The organism is Janthinobacterium sp. NKUCC06_STL (assembly GCF_019345455.1).
Lineage (GTDB): Bacteria > Pseudomonadota > Gammaproteobacteria > Burkholderiales > Burkholderiaceae_D > Janthinobacterium > Janthinobacterium rivuli.
The window spans coordinates 403652-426324 of the sequence record NZ_JAHKQY010000001.1; the positions used below are offsets into that span (position 1 = coordinate 403652).

The 22673-nt window shown below is 66.2% G+C and carries 10 protein-coding genes; 5 read left to right on the forward strand and 5 right to left on the reverse strand.

The window, feature by feature from the left end:
• Nucleotides 1–7: 7 nt before the first annotated feature.
• The 4 genes from KO539_RS01910 to fabF all read left to right on the forward strand — a co-directional run bounded on the left by KO539_RS01910 (nt 8) and on the right by fabF (nt 13750).
• The gene (locus KO539_RS01910) at nt 8–1519 is read left to right on the forward strand and encodes an FAD-dependent oxidoreductase (RefSeq protein WP_219307070.1); all 1512 of its coding nucleotides are present in this window, start codon (nt 8–10) and stop codon (nt 1517–1519) included.
• Nucleotides 1506–11069: a non-ribosomal peptide synthetase/type I polyketide synthase gene (locus KO539_RS01915; RefSeq protein WP_219307072.1), complete on the forward strand. Its 9564-nt coding sequence runs from the start codon at nt 1506–1508 to the stop codon at nt 11067–11069. The genes KO539_RS01910 and KO539_RS01915 overlap by 14 nt, the downstream gene beginning before the upstream one ends.
• Before the next feature lie 51 nt (nt 11070–11120).
• Nucleotides 11121–12338 carry an MFS transporter gene (locus tag KO539_RS01920; RefSeq protein ID WP_081922513.1) on the forward strand — a complete coding sequence of 406 codons (1218 nt, stop codon included), beginning with the start codon at nt 11121–11123 and terminating at the stop codon, nt 12336–12338.
• Nucleotides 12339–12433: 95 nt separating this feature from the next.
• On the forward strand, nt 12434–13750 hold the full coding sequence (gene fabF, locus KO539_RS01925) for a beta-ketoacyl-ACP synthase II (RefSeq protein WP_219307074.1): 1317 nt from the start codon (nt 12434–12436) through the stop codon (nt 13748–13750).
• A gap of 12 nt (nt 13751–13762) precedes the next feature.
• Here the strand turns inward: fabF and KO539_RS01930 are convergent, their stop codons facing one another.
• The gene (locus tag KO539_RS01930) at nt 13763–14452 is read right to left on the reverse strand and encodes a LuxR family transcriptional regulator (protein ID WP_158299994.1); all 690 of its coding nucleotides are present in this window, start codon (nt 14450–14452) and stop codon (nt 13763–13765) included.
• A 319-nt stretch (nt 14453–14771) separates the two neighbouring features.
• Here KO539_RS01930 and KO539_RS01935 point away from each other — a divergent pair, with 319 nt between their 5' ends.
• Complete coding sequence (locus KO539_RS01935; protein ID WP_225241929.1) at nt 14772–15365, forward strand: acyl-homoserine-lactone synthase; 594 nt, start codon at nt 14772–14774, stop codon at nt 15363–15365.
• A gap of 65 nt (nt 15366–15430) precedes the next feature.
• Here KO539_RS01935 and KO539_RS01940 read toward each other — a convergent pair whose 3' ends face one another.
• The 4 genes from KO539_RS01940 to KO539_RS01955 are packed head-to-tail and all read right to left on the reverse strand — an operon-like array spanning nt 15431 to nt 22537.
• The gene (locus tag KO539_RS01940; RefSeq protein ID WP_219307076.1) at nt 15431–15973 is read right to left on the reverse strand and encodes a hypothetical protein; all 543 of its coding nucleotides are present in this window, start codon (nt 15971–15973) and stop codon (nt 15431–15433) included.
• 42 nt (nt 15974–16015) lie between these two features.
• Nucleotides 16016–17677 carry a tetratricopeptide repeat protein gene (locus KO539_RS01945; RefSeq protein ID WP_219307078.1) on the reverse strand — a complete coding sequence of 554 codons (1662 nt, stop codon included), beginning with the start codon at nt 17675–17677 and terminating at the stop codon, nt 16016–16018.
• 2 nt (nt 17678–17679) lie between these two features.
• Nucleotides 17680–19734, reverse strand: coding sequence for a phosphatidylserine/phosphatidylglycerophosphate/cardiolipin synthase family protein (locus tag KO539_RS01950; protein ID WP_219307080.1), 2055 nt, complete (start codon nt 19732–19734; stop codon nt 17680–17682).
• Nucleotides 19735–19759: 25 nt separating this feature from the next.
• A complete protein-coding gene (locus tag KO539_RS01955; RefSeq protein WP_219307082.1) occupies nt 19760–22537 on the reverse strand; it encodes a type VI secretion system Vgr family protein in 2778 nt (925 codons plus the stop codon).
• Nucleotides 22538–22673 lie beyond the last annotated feature (136 nt).

Below are 22673 nucleotides of genomic sequence, written 5' to 3' on the forward strand. Positions count from 1 at the left end.
GATGAGCATGCAAACCAGCAGCGATATTTGCATCATCGGCGGCGGCATCAGCGGCCTGTATCTGGCGCTGCGGCTCAAGCGCAGCGCGCCGCAATTGCGCATCCAGCTGTTCGAGGCGCTGGAGGCGGTCGGTGGCCGCGTGCAGACCGAACCCATGTTGAGCGGCCAGTTCCGCGCCGAATTCGGCGCCGTGCGCATCGAACCGGACCTGCAGCCTTTGATGGACCAGTTTGTGCAGCAACTGGGCATCGCCACCAGCGCCATCACCTCGCATGAAGCCTGCTCGGCGATCCGGCCCGACCTGACGCGCCTGACGCCGGCCGAACGGGCCGTGGCCGAGCAGGCCGCCGGCGGCGACGTCGCCTGGGCGCTGCTGTGGCACGGCATCGCGCAGGTCATCGGCACGCAATGGCCGCTGGCCAGCGACCATCTGGAACGTCCGGCCCGCGCCGCGGAAAAGGCCAGCTTCCGGCGCCTGGCGCAGTTTGGCGGACGCCCGCTGTACCAGCAGGGCATGTGGAACGTGCTGAGCGAGGTGCTGAGCCATGAAGCCGTCGAATTCACCCGCGAAAAAGGCGCGTTCTACAATTTCAAGAACCAGAATCCCAACGCCGCCGACTGGATCTGCCAGCTGCTCGACATGCGCCTGATGCAGCGCCCCTCGTACATTCCGCAGGGCGGCATGCAGGAGCTGATCGACGCCGCCGAACAGGCCGTGCGCGCGGCCGGCGTCGAGATCCACGTGCGCCACCAGTTGCTGGCCTTTGGCGAACGCGCCGATGGCGCACTCGATCTGCAGTTGCTGCATGACGGCGAACGCGTGACGCTGCGCACGCGGCGCCTGATCCTGGCCCTGCCGCGCAGCGCCCTGGAAGCGCTGGCGCCGTCGCTGCCCGCGCCGGTGCAGGCCAGCCTGGACGCCGTGCTGTGCTTCCCCATCGTCTGGGCCTCGTGCGTGATGGCCGATCCCTGGTGGGCGCCCGGCACCCCGCCCGGCAGCGGCGAAGGCGCCACCACCCGCGCCGCCCATTTCGAATCGCATCCCGAGCAGCCCGAAGCCTACGGCCTGGCGATGTTCTACAACGACGACCCCTGGTGCCACTACTGGGCCAACCTGACCGACACGCCAGGCGCGCGCTTCCCGCACAAGGGCCGGCCGGTGCACAGCAGCGACGAGCGCCTGCGGCAGGCCCTGGTGCGCACCTTGCAGCAGACCTTTGGCCGCGACGACGAGCCGCAACTGCTCGAATGGGGCTTGTGCGACTGGAGCGCGGCGCCGTTCGGCGCCGGTGTGCATTTCTGGAAACCCGGACGCGATTCGGAACAGGTGATGCGCACCCTGGCCGCATTCGCCCTCGGCGACGACGGCCGCGCGCCGCAGGTGCATATCTGCGGCGAGGCCTATTCCGACTTCCAGGGCTTTTTCGAAGGCGCGCTGCGCTCGGCCCAGCGCGTGCTGCAGGCGCTGCCGGCGAACGCGACTTCCTCCCATCAAGGATCAGACCATGAATGCCACTAATCTCCCCTCGCCGAGCGACATCGCCATCGTCGGCATGGCTTGCGAACTGCCCGGCCAGGCCGATACCCTGGCCGGTTTCGAACATGTGCTGATGCACGGCATCGACGCCACCAGCGCCTTGCCGGCCGAGCGCTTCGACAGCGCCACCCGCGACGGCCTGGCCGCCGCCGCCCGCCATGGCGGCTATCTGCAACGCTCGCCATGGATGTTCGACGCCGGCTGCTTCGGCATCGCGCCCAAGGAGGCCGCCTACATGGATCCGCAGCACCGCCTGCTGCTCGAATGCGCCTACCACGCGCTCGAGGATGCCGGCCTCGATCCGGCGGCGCTGCGCGGCAATCCGTGCGGGGTGTTTGTCGGCGTCAGCACCAGCGATTTCGGCCGGCGCATGGCTGCCAGCGGCGACTACAACGGCTACCTCAGCCGCGGTGCGCTGGGCAGCATGGCGGCCGGCCGGCTGTCCTACCATTTCGGCCTGGAAGGCCCCAGCCTGGTGGTCGACACGGCCTGCTCGTCGTCGCTGGTGGCGCTGCACCAGGCCGTTTCAGCGCTGCGCGAAGGGCGCTGCGGCATGGCCATCGTGGCGGGCGTGTCGCTGATCCTGGCGCACGACTACAGCGCCGACCTCGCCGCTGCCGGCATGCTGGCGGCCGACGGCCGCTGCAAGCCCTTCACCCGCCATGCCGACGGTTTCTCGCGCGGCGAAGGCGTCGGCGCCATCGTGCTGCTGCCGGCCGCCGACGCGGCGGCGCGCGGCATGCGCGCGTACGCCCACGTGCTCGGCAGCGCCATCAACAGCGATGGCCGCAGCAACGGCATCACCGCGCCATCGAAAAGCGCCCAGCGCCGCCTGATGGAACAGGCGCTGCACAGCGCCGGCCTGACGCCGGCACAGGTGTCGCACATTGAAACCCACGGCACCGGCACCGCGCTGGGCGACCGTATCGAACTGGACGCGCTGGGCGAGGTATTCGGCCGGCGCGACACGCCGCTGTTCCTCGGCGCCGCCAAGGCCAACATCGCCCACTGCGAGGGGGCCGCCGGCATTGCCGGCATCATCAAGATGGCGCTGAGCCTGCATCGGCGCCGCATCGCGCCGCACTGCTTTGCGCACGATATCGATGCGGCCGTCGCCAGCGCCCTGCCGCAGGCGGTGCTGCCCGCGCAAGCGCTGGCCTGGCCCGGCGACAGCCGCCGCATCGGCGGCGTCAGCTCCTTCGGCATGAGCGGCAGCAATGCCCACGTGCTGCTGGGCGAAGCGGCCGACGCGCCGCTGGCGGGGCCGGAGGTCGCGGCCAACGGTCCGCAGCTGCTGCAGCTGTCGGCCCGCAGCAGCGGGGCACTGCAGGCCCTGGCGCAAGACTATGCCGGCTGGCTGGCGCAGCCGGACGTGCCCGCCGCCGCGGCCGTCTGCCACGCTGCGCTGTTCCAGCGGCAACAGTGGAACCAGGCCCGGCTGTCAGTCGCGGGCAACAACGCATCCGAGCTGGCAGCGCAACTGCTCCGGCGCCTGGACACGCCCTTGCGCCCCCGGCCGGCCTCGGCACGGGTCGCACTGGTATTTACCGGCCAGGGCAGCCAGTACACCAACATGGCGCGCCAGCTGTACCAGCAAAATACCCTGTTCCGCTCGCTGCTGGAGCCGCTGGCCGCCCGCCTCGACCTTCTGGCGGGCGAGGATACGCACATCCTCGACGCACTGTTTACCGGCGACGCCGAGCTGCGCCAGCCGAGCGGACGCGAGCGTCAACGCAGCGCCCAGCTGTCGCTCTTCCTGATCGAATATACGCTGGCCGAATTCTGGCGCGCGCTGGGCTTGCGGCCGGTGGCGGTGCTGGGCCACAGCGTTGGCGAATACGCCGCTGCCTGCGTGGCCGGCGTGATGGACTTCGACGTGGCCGTGCGCATGCTGCTGGCCAGGGCCGACGCCATGGAAGCGGCCTGCGCCGCCAGCGACTCGGCCATGCTGGCCGTGGCCGCCACGCCGCAGCAGCTGGCGCCACTGCTGGCGCGCATCTGCGCCGACGAACCGGCGCTCTGGATCGCCGTGCGCAATAGTGCGCAATCGGTGGTGGTGGCGGGCCGCGCCACGGCGCTCGCGCAACTGTCCCAGGCCGCCGCGGACGCCGGCCTGGTTTGCACGCCGCTGGCCACGCGGGGCGCTTTCCACACGCCGCTGATGGCGCCGGCCGCCGCGCAATTCGCCGCCGCCTGCGCGGCGATCGCGCCGGCGCTGCGCGCACCGGCCGCCGCCGTGCGCTTTTATAGCTCGGTCGACAGCGACGACCCGGCCGCGCTGGAGCAAGGCGTCGATCAGCTGCGCTACTGGAGCGAGCAGATTCAGACGCCCGTCAATTTTGCCGACGCCATTGCCCGCCTGCTGGCGGACGGGCCGGACCTAGTGCTGGAAATCGGCCCGCGCGCCGTGCTGACCCCATTGACGGCCAGCGCCGCGCGCCTGGCCGGCCGCGCCATCGTCTGCCTGCCCAGCCTGGACATGCGTCACGACGACGTGCCCACCGTGCTGCGCGCGCTGGGCAGCCTGAGCGAACATGGCGCGCTCGATCCACGCCAGGCGATGCGGCAATTCGCCGTCCAGGCAGAACGCCCCGTGCCAGCCGGACTGCCGCTGTACCCGTTCCAGCGCGAGCACGTCCAGCCGGCGTCGTGGCAAACCAGCCTGCCGGCCCTGGGCAGCGCCGCCATGGTGCCAGTGCCGCCCGTCGCGGCGCTGGCGATACGCCATGAACTGAACCTCGACCCGCAGGCCGGCGACAGCTGGCTGCAGCAGCACGTCATCGATGGCGCCGCCGTCCTGCCCGGCATGTACTACCTGTCCAGCGCCTTCAGCCTGGCGCAGCGCTGGCTGCCGCAGGCGGCGGGTGCCGCTGCGCAGCAATTGACACTGCGCGACCTGCTGATCCATCAGCCGCTGGCGCTGGCGGCCGACGCCCCTGCCGCGCTGACGGTGGACATCGGCGGCCCGGATACACGGCAGTCGTATCAGCTGCGCTACAGCGCGCCCGGCCATGCGCGGGCGCTGCACGCCGAAGTGCGCGCCGGCTGGAACGCAATGCCACAACCCGACAACGCGGACGCCCCGGGAGCGGCGGCGCAGTGGGACGATGCCGCGCCCTTCTATGACCATTACCGTGCCCGCGGCGTCAGCTATGGCCCCCTGTTCCAGCGGGTGCAGGCCAGCCACCGGGTATCGGAAAGCGAACTGTGGGGACGCATCCTGCCGCCGGAGGCGCCCACGGCCAGCCTGCCGCTGTGGCATGCGGCCCTGCTCGACAACTGCCTGCATACCCTGGGCATCTGCGCCGGCGACCCGCAGCAGGCCTACGTGCCGGTGTCGGTGGGCAGCGCCTGGTTCGACGCCAGCGCCGCCTGGAACGCCAGCATCCTTTGCCGGGCCGTGCTGCGGCCGGCGCCCGCCGGTTTCCTCGATGGCGAACTGCGGCTGTATTCCGGACAGGGCCGCTGCATCGGCGTCTTGAGCGAAGTGAGCTGCGCGGCCCTGGGCGCCGCGGCCATGCCTGCCGCCCTGCCGCTGCACGCGGTCGACTGGGTGGCGTACACGGCGCCCGCAGGCTTTCCGGCCCGGCCCGCCGCCGGCGAGCAATGGCTGCTGGCAGCGGCTGCCAACAGCAGCTTGCCGGCGGCATGCGTGCAATGGCTGGCGGAGGCGGACGTGCATACCCGCCATGCGCTGTGGGACGCCGACGGCAAGCTGCATGGCGCGGAATCGGCCACGGCACCGCTGCGCACCATCCTGGTATTGCTCGACCCGGCCCACCCGCAGCCGGCGGATGCGGCCGCACTGGCGCACTGGGTACGCAACTGGCGCGAAACGCTGCAAGTGCTGCTGGACCGGCAGCCTGGCCAGCCTTTGCAGCTATGCCTGGCCGACGTGGCCGCGCACGCCGATGGCGAGGCCGCGCACACCCGCCGCGCCTTGGCGCAAGCGCTGGCAACGAATTTGCGCAGCGAACTGCCGGCGCTTGACGTCAGTTGGCTGGACAGCGACGCCGATGGCGCAGCCATCGCCGCCGCGGCCTGCGCCGTGCGGGCGCAGCCGGCGGGACTGGCCGACGGCGGCATCGCCGCCAGCCTGTGGCGGCTGCGCGCCGGCATCCTGGCGCAACGGCGCACGCTGCGCGTGGCACAGCCCACGGCGCCGGATCAGCCTTGCTGCCGCGCCGACGGCACCTACTGGATCAGCGGCGTTTTCGGCGGCATAGGCCGCCACCTGGCCGAGCACCTGGTGCGCCATGCTGGCTGCCGCAGCCTCGTCCTCGTCACCCGCGCGGCGCCAACGGAGGAACAACAGGCCTGGCTCGCGCAACTGGCCACGCAGGGCGTGGCGCTGCAACTGCTGCTGGCGGACCTGAACGATACGGCGTCGGCCAGCGCCGCGCTGGAAGCGTGCGGCGCGCCCATGCACGGCCTGTTCCACCTGGCCGGCAGCCTGGATGACCGCCCCATCGGCGACATCGACGCGGCGCAATTGCAGCAAGTGCTCGGCGCCAAGCTTGGCGGCGCATGGCTGCTGCACCGGCACGCCGCGCGGCATGCGGAACTCGACTATTTTGTCCTGTTCTCGTCGCTGGCCGCGCTGCTGGAATCGCCAGGCCAGCTCGCTTATTCGGCCGCGAATGCCGGATTGCAGCTGCTGGCGGCGCAACGCCGGCACGATGGCCTGCCCGCCACCGTGATCGACTGGGGACCGTGGGACGGCGCGGGCATGATGCGCGGCCTGGCGCAGGGCAAACGTTCGCGCGCGCTGCGCCAGCTGGCACCGATGGCGCCGGCACGCGGCTGCGCCACGCTCGCCGCGCTGCTGGCCGGCCCGGAACGCGACGGCCATTACGCCGTGTACGCGCTGGCGCCCGCCGCCACGGCAGGCCAGGAGCAGCCATGCGCCAGCGCCGGCACGAACGCGGACGGCGACCTGCTGGCCCAGCTGATCGCCAGCGAAACAGGACATGCCGCAAGCACGCTCGACGAGCAGGCCACGCTGGAACAGCTGGGCCTTGATTCGGTGGGCCTGATCCGCATTCGCAGCGAACTGCAAAGCCAGCTGGGCCATAGCATCCCCGTGGCGCTGCTGCTGGCGGGCGGCACGCTGGCGGAACTGCGGCAACGCCTGGCCGGCCTGCAGCCGGCGGCAGCCGCGCAGGCCCCCGAGACCGTCCCGGACGCCGGGCCGGCCACGCCGCGCATTCCCCTGTCGCCCGGGCAGTTTTCGCTGTGGTATGAACAGCAGCGCCAGGATGCGGGCAACGCCTATCAATGCGCCATCGGCTGGCGCATCGACGGCACCGGCCTGGACATGGCGGCCCTGCAGGCCCGTTGGGAGGCACTGATCGCCGCGCACGAATTGCTGCGCGCGACCGTCGATGGCGACGACCAGGAGACGGGTCCCGCCTATGTGGTGCATGCGCCCGCCACGGTCCAGGCCGCCAACGCCATCCGGCAGCAGCCGGTGCAGGATGAGGCGGCGGCGCTGGCGCACATCGCCGACATGCTGGCGATGTCTCCTTCGCTGCACGACAGCTTTGCCACGCGCGTGACGCTACTGCGCGCGCACGACGGCACCGGCTACCTGGTACTGAGTTCCAACCATGTGCTGATGGACGCCAGCGCCATGTTTTACGTCGGCCAGCAACTCGCCGGCGCCCTGTGCGGACTGCCGCCGGCCGACAGCCCCGGACCGGTGGCGCAGTACCGCGACTTTGCCGCCAGCCAGCGCCAGCTCGGCGCCGACGCCGTGGCACGGGCGGCAGACCACATCGCGCCACAGCTGCTGGCGCAAGACGGCAGCCTGCTGCGTCTCGATTTGCCGTATGAGCGCACGCCGGCGCCGTCCGCCGCCGGCGACAGCGTGGCGATCCCCCTGTCCGCCGAAGCGATGCAGCGGCTGCGCGCCCTGCCCGCCAGCCGCCGCGCCAGCGTCTGCCTGGCGGCCTGGCTGCTGCTGCTGGCGCGCTACAGCGGCCAGCAGCGCGTGCTCACCGGCGTGGCGTTCAACGGCCGCACCCAGCAACGCTGGCGCCACACGGTCGGCCACTTCGTCAACGTGCTGCCGCTGGTGCTCGACATCGACGAAAACGGCAACAGCACGGCGCTGGAACGCAGCGTCTCGGGCGCCCTGTTCGACCTGCTCGACTTCCAGGATATTCCGCTGGCCCAGCTGATGCGCGACGAACGGCTGAAGGCGGCCGTGCAGGGCCACGATCCCCTGCAAAGCTATTTCAATTTCTTCGACGCCACGGAAATGCATCTGGAGGCAGGCGCCGCCAGACTGACGCCGCTGACGATCCCGCAACAGCTGGCGCAGTTCGACCTGAGCCTCTGGATCACGCAATACCAGGGGCATTGGGACATGCTGCTGAAGTTCCGCTGCAGCGCCTTCAGCCAGCCCGCCATGGCGCGCATGGCGGCGCACTATGCGGCGCTGCTGGCGCAGCTGGCGGCCGGCAGCGACGACGCCGTGGCGCACCTGTCGATGCTGTCGGCTGCCGAACAGCACTACCTGCTGGGCGGCCAGGGCCCAGGCACGGCGCCGCTCGCCGCCGCCACACCGGTCGGCACGCGGGCATTGCCGGTATACCAGCAATTCCTGCTGCAGGCCGAACGCCATCCCACGGCCGTGGCGCTGGAATGGGACGCGCATAGCCTCAGCTATGCGCAATTGCGGCACCATGTCCAGCAACTGGCCTCGCAACTGGCGGCGCTGGGCATCGGCAAGGAGCACACGGTCGGCCTGATGATGCCGCGCGCGGCCTGCCCGGAATCGGTGATCGCGATTCTGGCGCTGTGGCAATGCGGTGCCGCCTATGTCGCACTGGACCTGCAGCATCCGCCGCAACGCTCGCTGTACATGCTGCAGACGGCGCGCTGCGCCTTGCTGCTAACGGCTGGCGAACGCCCCGGCACGGAGATGCAGGCGCTGCTGCGGGCGCAGGCGCAACTGGGCGTGCTGGAAATCGTCCTCGGGCAAGCGCTGTCGGTGCAGGTGCGGCAGGCGGTCGTGGTGCCGCCGGCCGAACGGCTGGAGCCGAACAGCCCGTATGCGGACGGCGGCGGCGACCTGGCGTATGTGCTGTACACCTCCGGCAGTACCGGCATGCCCAAGGGCGTGCTGGTCGAGCATGCGGGCCTGAGCGAGCGCCTGGCGTGGATGGCGGAATATTTCAGCTTTGGCCCCGGCGACAAGTTCCTGCAAGGCACGGTGCTGACGTTCGACATTTCCGTCCCGGAGTACTGCCTGCCGCTGATCTGCGGCGGCACCGTGGTGCTGCTGCCGCATGGCGCCGCTGGCAGCGCGCACGTGGCAGCCTGCCAGGCGCACGGCGTGACGATGATGAGCACGGTACCGTCGCTGCTCAACCTGCTGGTCACCGAGCTGGCTGCCTGCCACAGCCTGCGCCACGTCATCTCCGTGGGCGAGGCGCTGATGCGGCCCGTGGTGGAACAATGGCTGGCCTCGGGCACGGCAACGGTGCTGCACAACCTGTATGGCCCGACTGAAGCCACCATCTACGCCACCTTCCATGCCTGCCGCGCCTTGCCGCACGGCAGCGGCGCACTCATCGGCAAACCCTGTCCCGGTGTCAATTGCTGGGTGCTGGACAAGCTGGGACGGCCGGTGCCGGCTGGCGTGGCAGGTGAACTGTACCTGGGCGACAGCGGGGTCGCGCGCGGCTACATCGGCACGGTGCGCCAGCCCGATCCGTTCTACGGCAATCCGCAGCAGACGCCGCAGCGGCGCATCTACCGCACGGGCGACATCGTCAGATGGACCGCCGAGGGCGAACTGGACTACATCGGCCGCAATGATTTCCGCGTCAAGCTGCGCGGCCAGCTGATCGAACTGGGCGAGATCGAGCATGCTCTGCTGGCGCAGCCCGGCGTCCAGCATGCGTGCGCGCTGGTGATGGAAATCGGCCAGCCCGGTGCGACGACACGCCAGATCATGGCGGCCGTGATCGCCCGCACGCAAGCCGATGCCGCGCTGCTGCAACGGCTGCGCCAGCGGCTGCCCGAGTACATGCTGCCATCGCAGCTGTTCCAGTTCGACGCCTTCCCGCTCAACAGCAGCGGCAAGGTCGACCGCGCGGCACTGAGCGCCCTGTTGACGCAGCGGCTGGCACAGCAGCGGGAGCAGCGCCTGCCCGCCACGGCGGCGGCCCTGACGCCGCTGCAGCAGCGCATCTGTGCGCTGTGGCAGGAATTGCTGCAAGTGCCGGTGGTGGATGTCGACGAGAACTTTTTCCAGCTGGGCGGCGATTCGCTGGTGCTCACGCGCATGGTGCTGGCCGTGGAACGCACGCTGGGACTGCGCATCCAGTTCGGCCGTTTCGTCAGCAATCCCACCATCAACGGCTTGCTGGCGGCCGATGCGGCCGAGGATACGGCACCGCCCCGGCGCGCCTACGCGGCCGACCTGGAACGCATGGGCGATCTGCCGCCGTTCCCCGCCGGCGCGACGCCGGGCAAGGCCGTGATGCTGACCGGCGCCAGCGGCCACCTCGGCATGCATCTGCTGCACGCGCTGCTGAACGAAAGTTCGGCCAGCATCGTCCTGCCGCTGCGTGGCGACGACGGCATGGCACGCCTGGCGGCCCGCTATCGCCGCCTGTTCCATGCGGAATTGCCTTCGCAACGGCTGAGCGTGCTGCAGGCCGACCTGGCCTTGCCGTCGCTGGGCATGTCGGCCGCCGACTATGCCGCCTGCCGCGCCAGCGTCGGCCAGGTGATCCACGCGGCGGCGCACGTGAATCACGCCGCCGACTATGGCTCCATGCGCGACGGCAACGTCGGCGCCACCCGCAATGTGCTGCTGTTCGCAGCGCAGGCCGGCGCCGCGCACGTGCATCATATGTCGACCCAGTTCACCGAGCTGGCCGACTTGCCGGAAGCGCCGCTGGCCGCCTCCAGCCTGGAAGCAATCGCTTCCGGCTACGAGCAGTCCAAGCTGGCGGCCGAGCTGCAAGTGACGCAGGCGATGGCACTGGGCTATCCGGCCACGGTGTACCGCCTGCCCCTGATGTTCGACGACAGCGACACGCGCCTGTATACGCAAAACCACTTTGTCGCGCTGGCCGTCAAATGCCTGCAGATGGATGCCTACCCGGATCTGCCGATGCCTGTCACGCTGCTGCCCACGGCGCTGGTGGCCAGTTACGTGGCAAGGCGCAGCAAGTTGTGCACGGCGCCGGGGGTACGCAACCTCAGCCTCGGGCCCTTGGCGTTCGACGCGCTCGCCGCGGCCCTGCGCCCCACGCTGCAGGCCACGCCTGCCGCGCGCTGGGTCGAGCGCAGCAGGCAGGAGACGGCGGAAGACGATCCCTTCTTCCGCCTGCTGCCGCTGTATGCCGACCTGGGCGAGCCGCAGCCCGCGCAGGCGGCGTCGCGGCAGGTCGCCAATGACGAGTTCCTGCGCGAACTGGCGCAACTCGAACTGCGCGAGGTACGCGACGCCGCCACACTGCACAACTTTGCCGTCAGCAGCCTGCGCCGCCTGGCCCAGGCAACCGATTAACGCCTTGCCGGCCGGGGTGCAGCTGCGCCCCGGCCCATTTTTGATGAGTTCATGATGAAATCCAGACTGGTTTATCTCGCCCTGTTCAGTACCATTTTCGCCGATGCCGCCGGCATCGGCATCGTCTATCCGACCCTGACCCCGCTGCTGCTGGGCGATGCGTCGCCACTGTTCGACGCCAGCCAGGGGCCGGCCTTCCGCTCGGCCGTCTACGGCCTGCTGCTGGCCATCTATCCGCTGATGATGTGCCTCGGCTCGCCCTGGCTGGGCGCCCTGTCGGACCGCAAGGGCCGCAAGCCCGTACTTCTGCTGTGCTTGCTCGGCAACGCCGGCGGCATGGCGCTGACCGCCTTTGGCGTCTGGCAAGGCAGCCTGGTACTGATCTGCTGCGGGCGGGCGCTGGCCGGCATCACGGCCGCCAGCCTGCCGGTGGCGCAAGCGGCCATCATCGACCTGAGCACGACCGACAGCAAGGCCGCCAACCTCGCGCTGGTGACGGCCGCCAACGGCATCGGCTTCGTTGCCGGGCCGCTGCTGGGCGGCATCATGCACCAGCAGGGCGCGGCGCTCTGGCTGCCCTATCTCTGGGCAGCGCTGCTGCCGCTGGCCAGCGCCGTGCTTGTCCTGCTGTGCTACACGGATACCCGCGCATTGTCGACCGACAACACCCATCCGTGGCGCAATCTGTGGCAGATGCTGTGCCGTCCCGAGCTGCGCCATCCCTTGCTGCTGCTGGCCATCTTTCTACTCGGCTACTACATGTATTTCAACTACATGGCTGCGTTTGCGCTGCTGCATTACAGCTTTGACGCCTGGCAGGAAGCCCAGCTGCTGGCGTATTACTCCACCTGCTTTGCCCTTGCCATGCTGTTTATCGTACCCTGGGCCACCCGCCGCTTTGCGCTGGAGCGCATCCTGCCCATCAGCCTGTCCATCCAGCCGCCGCTGGTCGCTGCCGTGGCCCTGGGCGATGCGCCTGCCGTGCTATGGCTGCTGACCGGCCCGCTGGCGATCGCCGTCGCCACGACCTATGTCTGCCTGCTCAGCATTGCTTCCAACCGCACGCTGACGGAACGCCAGGGACAGCTGATGGGCTTGATCTCTTCGATCAATGCCCTGGCCTGGGGTGTCGCGCCGCTGATCACGGCGGCCCTGCAGCCCCTGTCGACCTTGCTGCCGATCATGGTGGCCGCGCTGGTCTTGCTCGCTGGCGTGGCGTGCATGCTGCTCGCGCGCCAGCGCCAGCTGCAAGCGGGCGGCGCCAAGTGAACGGCGCGCCACCTGTCATTTCCTACAGGGGTGGCGGGCCAGGGATTGCTGATACATTGCGGCTTTGTCCGAATTAACCTGCTGAAAGGACTGCGATGTCTTCGTCCCCCTACGTCCTCCCCCATCCACTCGGCCTGCGCCGCGTGGTCGTTACAGGCATCGGCATGCTGACCCCGCTGGCCGTGGGCGCCGAGCGCACCTGGCAACGGCTGCTGGCCGGCCACAGCGGCATCGGCGTGCTGGATCGCTTTCCCGCCGCTCACCTGCCGGCGCGCATCGCGGGCCAGTTGCCGGCGGCCGGGGAAGAAGGCGGTTTTCGGCCCGAGGACTGGGTCGAACGCAAGGAACTGAAGAAAATGGATCCGTTCATCGTCTACGCCATCGCCGCAGCCACCGAAGCGCTGCGCGATGCCGGCTGGGCGCCGGCCGAGCTGGCGGAACAGGAACGCAGCGGCGTCATGATCGGTTCCGGCATCGGCGGCCTGCCCGGCATCGAAGGCGCGGCCAGGGCGCTGGAAAATGGTAGCCAGCGGCGCCTGTCGCCGTTCTTCATCCCGTCCAACCTGATCAACCTGGCAACTGGACACATCGCCATCCAGCACCATCTGCGCGGCCCGGCGCACGCCACCGTCACCGCCTGCGCCTCCGGCGCGCACGCCATCGGCGATGCGGCGCGCATGATCGCGCTCGACGATGCCGATGTCATGGTTGCCGGCGGCACCGAAGGCACGATCTGCGAGCTCGGCGTGGCGGGCTTTTGCGCCGCCCGCGCCCTCTCCACGGCGTTCAACGATGCGCCCGAGCGCGCCTCCCGGCCTTGGGACCGTGACCGCGACGGCTTCGTGATGGGCGAAGGCAGCGGCGTCATGGTGCTGGAAGAGTACGAACACGCGCGTGCGCGCGGCGCGCGGATGTACGCCGAAGTGATCGGTTACGGCATGTCGGGCGACGCCTACCATGCCGTGGCGCCGCCGGAAGACGGCAACGGCGCGGCCCGCGCCATGCAGGCGGCGCTGCGGCGCGCCCGCCTGGCGCCCGAGTCCATCGACTACATCAATGCGCACGCGACGTCGACCCCCGCCGGCGACCTGGCGGAAATCGCCGCCTTGCAGCACGTGTTCGGCGCCCATCTGCACGGCGGCGTCTCGGTATCCTCGACCAAATCGGCCATGGGCCACCTGCTGGGCGCTTCCGGCAGCGTGGAAGCCATCCTGTCGGTGCTGGCCTTGCGCGACCAGATCGTGCCGCCCACCTTGAATCTGGACAACCGCGCCGCCGAATGCGAAGGCATCGATCTGGTGGCCGGCAAGGCATACGCCAGGCCGATCCGCCATGTACTGTCGAATTCGTTCGGTTTTGGCGGCACCAATGCTGCGCTGATTTTTGCCGCGCCGCCGGATGCCGCCCCTTGAAGCCAGCGTCAGTTACAGCAGGCGCAAGGCCATCGCCTTGATGACGGCGGCCGTCTTGTTGACGGTATCGAGCTTCTGCAGGGAGTTGCTGATGTGAAAGGTCACGGTGCGTTCGGTAATGTTCAGGATCTCGCTGATGTCGGCCGAGGTCTTGCCATCGGCGCACCAGCGCAGCACTTCCGCCTCGCGCTCGGTCAGCTGGATTTTGGGTGCATCCTTGGCCGGCACGGCGATGGCGTCGGCAAAATGTTCATGCACGACATTGGCAAGCCAGGCCACGCGCAAGGAGAGCACGTCGATTTCCCGCTCCGTCAAGGGTTTGCAAGAGCGGGAAAAACTCAGCAGGCCAACCTGGCCGCTCATGTCGCAGGACGATTGGCCCCAGCCGTAGCGCAAGCCGTGGGCGTGGGCGTCCTCCCAGAACTCGCGATTCTCGTCCAGCATTTCGCCGCCCCACAGGATGGGCAGCAAGGAGCGGTTGGCGCGGCTGACGGTCGGGTCGGAACGCATGTACGACTGCTCGGAGTAACGGCGCTGCCACGAACTCGGGTAATTATTCACCGTAAACACCTTGGGCCTGGACATCGGCAGACGGCCTTGCAGGCCATAGGCACAATAATCGAATCCCAGGTCGCCGGCCACACCCACCAGCACTTCGAATATGTCATCCGGCGTGCGGGTAGCAGCCAGATTTTCGATCACACCTTGTTTCCATTCTGCTGCCGGAAGACGCGTTTTTGGGGCGTTGTAAGCGAACATAGAAGTCCTTAGTCAGGGGGGAGAATTTGCCGCGGACTCATCGCGCATGATAAAAAGGCACGTCGGCAAGTCGGCGTATGGTATAGCAAAGTCTGCTTCAAATTCTCACCAAAACGCACTGCCAGCAACATAAATCAGCCCCGCTACCTGTGGTTCCCTACAGTTTTGTATCGGCCGCAATTACACTGTAATAGCCATCCCGTCACAGCCGTCAATAATCATGAAACTCCTTTCAGCCAAATCCGATACGCTTTGCAGTATTTTGAAGTCCGAATTGGAGCACTACCGCTACAAAGTGTTTGTGGAAACCCTGGGATGGGATTTGCCATCGCAGGATGGCAGGGAGACGGACCAGTTCGATCATGACGATACCTACTATGTCATCGCGCGCGATGGCGAGGGCCGCATCAACGGCTGTGCCCGGCTCTTGCCCACCGACCGCCAATATTTGCTGGGGGAAATATTTCCCCAGCTAATGGCCGGCCAGGCACCGCCGCGCCATCACGAGATCTGGGAATTGTCCCGCTTCACGTCGATGGACCTGCACGACAACCGCAATACCCTGGAAGACACCTTCCGCCTGCTGCGCAAGGCCATCGCCACGGCGGCGACCTTGGGCGCGCGCCGGATTATTTCCGTCTCCCCCGTCGGCATCGAGCGCCTGCTGCGGCAAGGCGGCTTTTCGACCGAGCGCGCCGGGCCGCCGATGCGCGTGAACGGCCATCTGCTGTACGCGTGCTGGATCGATGTGCCGGCCCAGCTGGAACCGATCAGCGCACTGCCGGCGCGCCTGTGGCGCATGCTCGGCGTGCGCGGCACGGCAGCGCTGCGGGGACAAATCGCCGGCGCCGCTTAGCCGGCTGGCCAGCAATGTGCGGGACGGGGGCTACCCTGCCTTTGCCCCTGCCCGCAATTGCCGCGTCATGCCGGACTTGTCACGGCCGCCAGCCGCACCTGGTCGAGCAGCCGCTCCTCTTCATCGGTGTCGGCATCGACTTGCGTGACCACGGTCCAGAATCGCGCGCAGGTCCTGATCTGCCCGAAAGCACCGTGCGTTTCAAGGCGCACCATGGTTTTCCTGAGGCTGTGCAGATAGCCTTCCTCGATGGCATCGAGCTGCCCGTCATCGGCCGCGTCGACCAGTTCGAGCAGCGCAGCTTCGATCCTTGCATGCCCCTCCTCCCATAATCGCCCGATTTCCGGCACGTCGACTTCCATGCACTCGTTCGACCAGTCCGGCGGGTAATCACCACGCTTTCTGTTATCGGGATCGGTGTCAAAGCTCAGCGAAAGGGACGGGAACGATACGGCGTTGAAGGCAAAGGCTGAAAATGCCTGATCCTTGAAAGCAGAGGCGCCAAGCACTGCCAGCGAGGCGCTGGCCAGCTTGAACCAGGTTGCTTCGACGTCGTAGGCCGTTTCAAACGTTTGCCAATCCGGCTGCAAATCGGGAGTCTGGGGCATGGGGGCCTGTCGAAAAAGAATAGCGGTGGATAGTGCGAGGAATTATACGTGCTTAGCCTGGCCTACCGGCTGATGTTCGAGCACCAGGAGGTGCGCCAGTTCCCCACCCCGCAGGACACGGGGGAACGCATCCATCAAATGCCACGTCACGTCGCCGTCTGGCAAATCGAGCAGCCAGTCGCGGCGCGGTCGCGGGAACGGCGCGCCCTGGGTCAGCCACGCCTGGCGCCAGTACTGGTTGACGGTCGCCTGCAGCGGATGGTCGGCCGCTACCCACGGTTGCCAGACGCCGCTGACCGGACAGGCTTGGTCGCAAGCACAGCTCAACCATGGCTCGGGCCGCGCCACCTCGCGCAGCAAGCCGTGCACCGCGCGCGGTTCCACGGCCCCTTGGTTGTGCCGTATCGTCAGGCACTGTTCCCATGTCACTGGGCCGTAACGGGTCTTGCCAGCGGCATCGAGCACGCTGAAATGGCGGAACTCTTCGCCTTTACGGAACAGCCGGGCCGGCTCCGTCAAACCCTGCCCTTGGGCCGGTTGCCAATATGCGGAAAATGGCGCGGTCGGCGCGTCGCTGTGCAAGCCGGTGGGATGCAGCGCATAGTCGGCTGCCAGGAAATACGGCTTTTGTAACAGCGAGGCGGCGCTTGGTTTCGGGGTGGCTGGCGGTGGGCGCACGCCCATGGCAGCGTCGAGCAGGCTCTTTCGTTGACCATCCCACGGCGGCAGATCGGCCGGTGGCAATGGCAAGATTTTATCGAGGTTGGGGAAGCGGCGATTGGGGTTGAAGCCGAGGGCGTTACTAAGCATACGATATCGCTCTCCACGAGCCTTATCCACATATGGCGCCAGCATATCGGCAAGATCAAAAGGAGCACCAAATTCAATTGCCAAGGCATTTGCACAATCCTCACAACCAAACTTAACACCTTCATGCAATACCATTAATGCACGATTTTTTGTTTCAGCGTTACGCCGTCCATTTATTTCTCCACTGGCAGCACGCGGAGACACATACAAAAAATGCAATTGATAGGCTGCTAAACCGTTTCCTTGGCCAAAAGCGCATTCCAACATCTTTGTCGCTACCGGAATATTGGACCAATAACCCGCGCCCTCACTACTCGGTCCCACTTTTAATTTACCCGCCAAAAATTCCATCGCTTGCGGATTTCCCATCTGTGCCGCCTTTTGCCAGAACGCATAGGCGCGAGTGATGTCGCCGTTGACGCCCGTGCCATTCGCATAATAGGTTCCCATCCGGTCATACGCCGCCGGTATGCCCAGCCGCAGCGCCTTTTCCACCAGTTGCACCGCCTCTTCCTCACCATTTAAAGGATCGCGCCCTTCCACATACAGGCTGGCCAGATTGAGCATCGCCTTCCAGTGCAATCGCTGCGCCGCTTGACGCGTCAGATCGACGATTTTTTTGTAATCGCGGTCTTCCACGAAAATTTCAGGATCTTCCATGCCGCGCGCTTCGAGGAACCAGTCCTCCGCTTGCGCATCGATGGGTGGCACCTTGCTCGCCTCGGTTTCACAAATAAAATCCGCGACATGCGGATTGAAAAGTGGCAGGCTTTGGTTGCGCGGCAGGACTTCTTTCGTGTCGTTTGACATTTTGCAGGCACCTAAAGTGAAAATCAGGAAAACTGCCAAGATAAAAAAAGGCAGGGAAAGGGGGAAATTTTTATACTTTTTCATGCTCACCCCAAACGTATCGTGGAGCTGCGTTTATCTTCCAATGGCAGCAAAAAACCGGTCATTTTTTTATCTGTAGAATTTCCAGAATAAGAAATCTTTTTTTCGCGATTCTCATTCATTAATTTCACCCAGTTCCCGTAAGCATCCACAATCTCCGCCTTCGTCCCGCCCCCGCCATCGACCAATCCCCCGCTATGCATGCGCCACACCCGCTTGCGCAAATCGCGGGCCACGCGGCGGTCGATGGTGGCGATATTGATTTCGCTGTCGACGGCCATGCTGCGCTGGTTCAGGTTGGCGCTGCCCAAGGTCATGAACACGTCGTCGACCAGCATCAATTTGGAATGGATGTAGATTTCACGGTAACGCCAGCGGTCATTGTCAAATGCGCTGACATTGAGCATGGCCACCGAGACCTTCAGCCCGAATTCGCTCTCGAGCGTCATCACGCCGGGTTTGTTGATGCCGTTGGAGTGCCGCACCACATCGGGCAACTTGACTTCAACCTCGTTGGTGATGCCGAATCCGCCTCTGACACGCCGGGTTTTCGGCTGCTTGTTGTAGTCGTCGATCATGGTGTTTTGACCCGTCATGCCAGCGTGCTGCCCCAGCGCCGCCAGCGTGTCGTGGGTGCGCGGCACCATCTGCGCGCGTTCTGGCACGGGGATGACGATGAATACGTGCATGACCGGCATATCTTCAAGACTCTTGCCCGCCTTGGCACTGCCGGCCTTCCAGGCGGCGACCACCTTCTTGCGCTCGGCCAGCAAGTGCCGGGCCCATTCTTCATACTGGAAATACTGATTTTCCACATACAGGTAGCCGGCCGCCAGACTGGCCTGGGTCACGGCGCGAAAGTAGGTTTCCTTGATCGTCTTGTCCTGCTCCTCGGGCTGGGTCAGGACGATCTGCACGATGGAGTCGTCCGGCCCGGCCTCGCGCAACAGCTGGGCCGGCGGGTTTTTACATGACGAATACCAACTCACGCATTCCCCGGCGGCCTGATGCGTGCGGTCGTCGATCGCGCGGTCCCATGCCTTCACGAAATTGTTGTACAGCGCGATCAATGCCTTGCCACCGTCGATGCGGCAGGCATAATCCTGGTACGGTTTCAGCGTGGCGAACCCGCCGTCCGCGGCCATTCCCTGCAAACACTCGCGCCGCTCGTTGGCACCGCCCTGTTCGCGGCGCGTGTCGTCGAGCAGATGGGCCGTCGTATCCCAATAATCGGTCACCGAGTTCAGGCCCATTACATAGCCGACGGCCTTGGATCCCTTTTCGTGGGAGAAATCGATCAGGACCGGCTTCTGGTGATGCGTGCCCAGGTATTGCATGCCGGGCTTTTCAATTTCCCCCATCGTCAAGCCGCGCGGCTGGTTGATTTCGGTCGCGATACTCTTGCTGATCGCGGCGCTGTCGCCGTGCCGCAAGCGAATCTCCAGGCCCTCCAACAAGCCATGGAACGCGGCCGCATACCAGCTGTGGCAATATTCTTCACGCGCCAGCATCGGGATATCCTCGGGCCGGACGATATCGCCCCTGAAAGCACTGCTTAAAACAAGTTTTTTCCTGACTGCCTCCTGCAACATCGCCAGGCTGGCTCTGGCGCTGATGTCGTCGGCGCGCTGTCCACCGGTTTTCCAGGGCGAGGTGCCGTGCGAATGGCCCGGCATATTGTGCACCATCGGCGAACCGAGCCGGTCATACCAGATCAGCAGGCGCACCCTGACGTGACGCCGTGAGGCGGCGATCAGCAAGTCGCCAAACGTGTCGCCACGCGGCCAGGTGGCGCTGTTGCCGCGCACCAGTTCCATGCCCGGATCGAAGCCCCAGCAGCACAGGTCGATGGACTCTTCCGCCCTGGCGATCTCGGCGGCGATGTCGGCGAACCCTTCCTGTCCGCAAATGAACAGCGTCAGCTTGTTGTTGTGCGTGATCGGGTGACTGGCCTTTCCCTTCAGGTTGCGGTTTTCCAGCAGCCACTGGAGCGAACTCGTCGCAGTGCGTCCGACTTCGTCGATATGGGTGGTTTCGATGCGGCTGGTCGATTCCGGCATGGTGCTCTCCCGTCAGTGTCGTGAATCATTGAACCCCGCGGCCATCGGCGGTGTCGTCGAACGCGCGCAAGCCGCGGTTCGACAGCTTGTGTTCGCCGTCCGGCGCCGCGTTCGGGTCGAAGCGTGCGCTCGCCTGCAATGAAAACTCTTCGCCATTGCCAAGGACGACACGGTAGCGCGGCGTGCCGTCCTGGTGCGCGATCAGGATGCGGCCGAATTCGTCGGTCAGACCTTGCTCGACTTCGGCTTCCCCGTTGTACAGCGTGTACGGCACATGGGCGTACTGGCCGCCATCCGCATGGGCCTGTATCGTATGCTGCAATTGCCCCGCTACCGGTGCGATGGGGGGTTCCAGCTCCGGTTGCGGCCGGTTCTTGGGCGCCAGCGTTTCCAGGTTTCCATGGAACAGCGTCGGCGACGCGGTAAAAAACTGCACCTTGTCGCTAATTTCAAGCATGCAATCGGCGCCATGCAGGCGCACGCCTTTGCGGCCGCGAATATTCACCCAGTCGGCCTGGCTGATCAATTCCAGCACCTTGTTGGCGACGATATCGACCGCATCGGTTTGCGCCGCGATCTGTACCGGGCCAGCTGCGGCGATCAGTTTCATTCCCGCCTTGTGGACGAACAGGCGCAGCGCTGCGCCGATGCTGGCGAACAGGCCGCCGCCGGCCGCCAGCGACAGGTCGCACCCGGCCGTCAGCGCGGTGTGCTCGGCGCTGGCGATGTGCGTCGATTGCGCGGTCGTCGTTTCGATGCCGGCCGGACTGGCCAGCACCAGATGCGGCTTTGACAATTCGGGAAATGCGCTTTCGCCACCGCCGGCACCGCCCTTGATCCCGGCATGCTGGGCTTTCAGCACATCGGCGGCGGCGCCCTGCTGGGCGGCGCTTTCTTGCGCGCCGTAATGCTGCGCCAGGGCGGCAAGCGCCTTGTGCCGCTCAGCAGCCTCGGCCAACCGGCGCAAGGTTTCATCCATGCTCTTGATATGCGAAGCGGCGCCAGGGCGCGCTTCGGTGGTCAGCAACATGCCGCGGCCGGCGCGCGCCACGCCCCAGGCGTCTGACGCCAGTTCCCAGCCCTCGCCACGCGCATCCTTGCGCCCGCTGGCGTCTTCAATGCGGCTGATACAGCCGAGCGACAATTGGCTGTGCTGGTGATCGCTTTTCAGTTGCGCCTGGATGCGCTGGTGCGTGTCGTCGAGCACCAGCTGGTTGCCGCGCACGCCGTAGCCGCCGCCAGGCATCAGCTCGGCGCTGCGCCAGCCGCCCAGTACGCATTGCCCCGGCAAATTCCACGGCGGCGCATGGTTGCCGTTGTACACCGCGCCGACAATGACGGGCCGGTCAATATTGCCGTCGAGAAACTGGATCAGCACTTCCTGGCCAATGCGCGGCAATGCGATCTGGCCGAACGCCTGGCCCGCCCATGGCGTCATGACCCTGATCCATGGCGAACTGCCCGCGTCGAACTTGCCCAGCCGGTCCCAGTGGAATTGCACCTTCACCCGGCCCAGCGCGTCGGTATGGATGGTTTCGCCTGCCGGCCCGGTGACGATCGCCGTCTGCACGCCGGGCAAGGCACAAGGCGTGCTGTTGAACTGCCGCCCCGGATACCAGCGGATGCTCTTGCGGATGCAGCTAAAACGGTTTTCATACTGCGACTTCGCGCCCGTCCCAGTCTGGTAATTGTTGCTGGCGATATGATCGACCGACAGGATCAGGTATTCGCGCGAGCGGACGTCCGGGCGCGCCGCTTCCCCTCTGGCGGCCATGGCTTGCTCGCCGCTGAAGTGTCCGCCCAGCGTGAAACTGCGCCCGGCCTGGGCGCAGCGGTGATTGCCGCCAGCTTCGAAGTATTGCGCCTGGCAGTTATGTTCCTCCAGGCGGCGTTGCGCCAGCGCTTCGCCGTCGCCCATGTCGGCATAGCCATAGCCGGTGTTTTGATACAGTTCATGCGCAAACACGTCGCCCTGCTGGTGCAGCGCATGGCCGCTGGCGCGGCTGGCATACGGCTGCTTGTAGTTGAAGCTGGCCAGCGTGAGCGAGCCTGAAGCGATCTTCCGTACCGCCTGCCAATCGCGTATGCCGTCGCCCTCCAGCGAACCCGTGCCGCTGCGAAACACCATCTCGTCGGCGACACTGGCATCGCCGTCGCCTGGATCGATGCTGTCGCTGAGCCAGGTATTGTCGCCCAGACACAGCGTATGACCGTCGGCGCGATGTTCATACCAATAATGAATACCCTGGTCTTCCCAGCGCCGGTGCAGATGGTTGTAATCGGTTTCATTATGCTGGTTGGCGCAGCTTAATATCGCTTTTTCCTCATGCAGCCGGTTTTGCCAGTCGCGCTGCACATAATGATCGAAGGTCGTTTCGCTGATGTCGATGACCGTGCGTTCGTGGAACGAGACGTTGTCCATGCGCAGCCTGGACAACGCCAGCCAGGGTTGCAGCACCATCTGGTAGAACGCGAAACCGCCATCGCTGCGCAACAAGCGAAATTCGCCGACATAACCATTAAAATGGCGCAAGCTGCCGTCATCGCGCACCATCGAAATCGTGACCATGCGTCCCATCATTGCTGTCAGGGGAACGTGGAGATTGTCGGACAGCAGTTCGACGTCGAAGCGAAAGTCGCGTGACATTTCCTCGTGTGCGCGCAAACTGTTGACCAGCAACGCGGTATCGGGCGGACCATCGTCGCGCGGAAAATCCATGCGCAGCAAGCGGCTGTCCTGGTCTCGCCAGTTCGCTCCGAAAAGGCGCGCCAGATCGGCTGCCAGCCCGCCATCATCCTCCATATCGCCTCCTTCGGATAGTTCCCCTAAGCCATGCTAACCATGGTGAACGCTGGCATCTTGATGGAACTCAAACTAGTTGCCCAAACGTAAAAAAGCCGCATCGGCCCTGCGGCGGATGCGGCTTTTATCCCAGCTG

Excerpts from the sequence above, each read along its gene's own strand:
- KO539_RS01910 (WP_219307070.1), top strand. The coding sequence starts at position 8 with ATGCAAACCAGCAGCGATATTTGCATCATCGGCGGCGGCATCAGCGGC.
- KO539_RS01915 (WP_219307072.1), top strand. The coding sequence starts at position 1,506 with ATGAATGCCACTAATCTCCCCTCGCCGAGCGACATCGCCATCGTCGGC.
- KO539_RS01920 (WP_081922513.1), top strand. The coding sequence starts at position 11,121 with ATGATGAAATCCAGACTGGTTTATCTCGCCCTGTTCAGTACCATTTTC.
- fabF (WP_219307074.1), top strand. The coding sequence starts at position 12,434 with ATGTCTTCGTCCCCCTACGTCCTCCCCCATCCACTCGGCCTGCGCCGC.
- KO539_RS01940 (WP_219307076.1), bottom strand. The coding sequence starts at position 15,973 with ATGCCCCAGACTCCCGATTTGCAGCCGGATTGGCAAACGTTTGAAACG.
- KO539_RS01945 (WP_219307078.1), bottom strand. The coding sequence starts at position 17,677 with ATGAAAAAGTATAAAAATTTCCCCCTTTCCCTGCCTTTTTTTATCTTG.
- KO539_RS01950 (WP_219307080.1), bottom strand. The coding sequence starts at position 19,734 with ATGCCGGAATCGACCAGCCGCATCGAAACCACCCATATCGACGAAGTC.
- KO539_RS01955 (WP_219307082.1), bottom strand. The coding sequence starts at position 22,537 with ATGGAGGATGATGGCGGGCTGGCAGCCGATCTGGCGCGCCTTTTCGGA.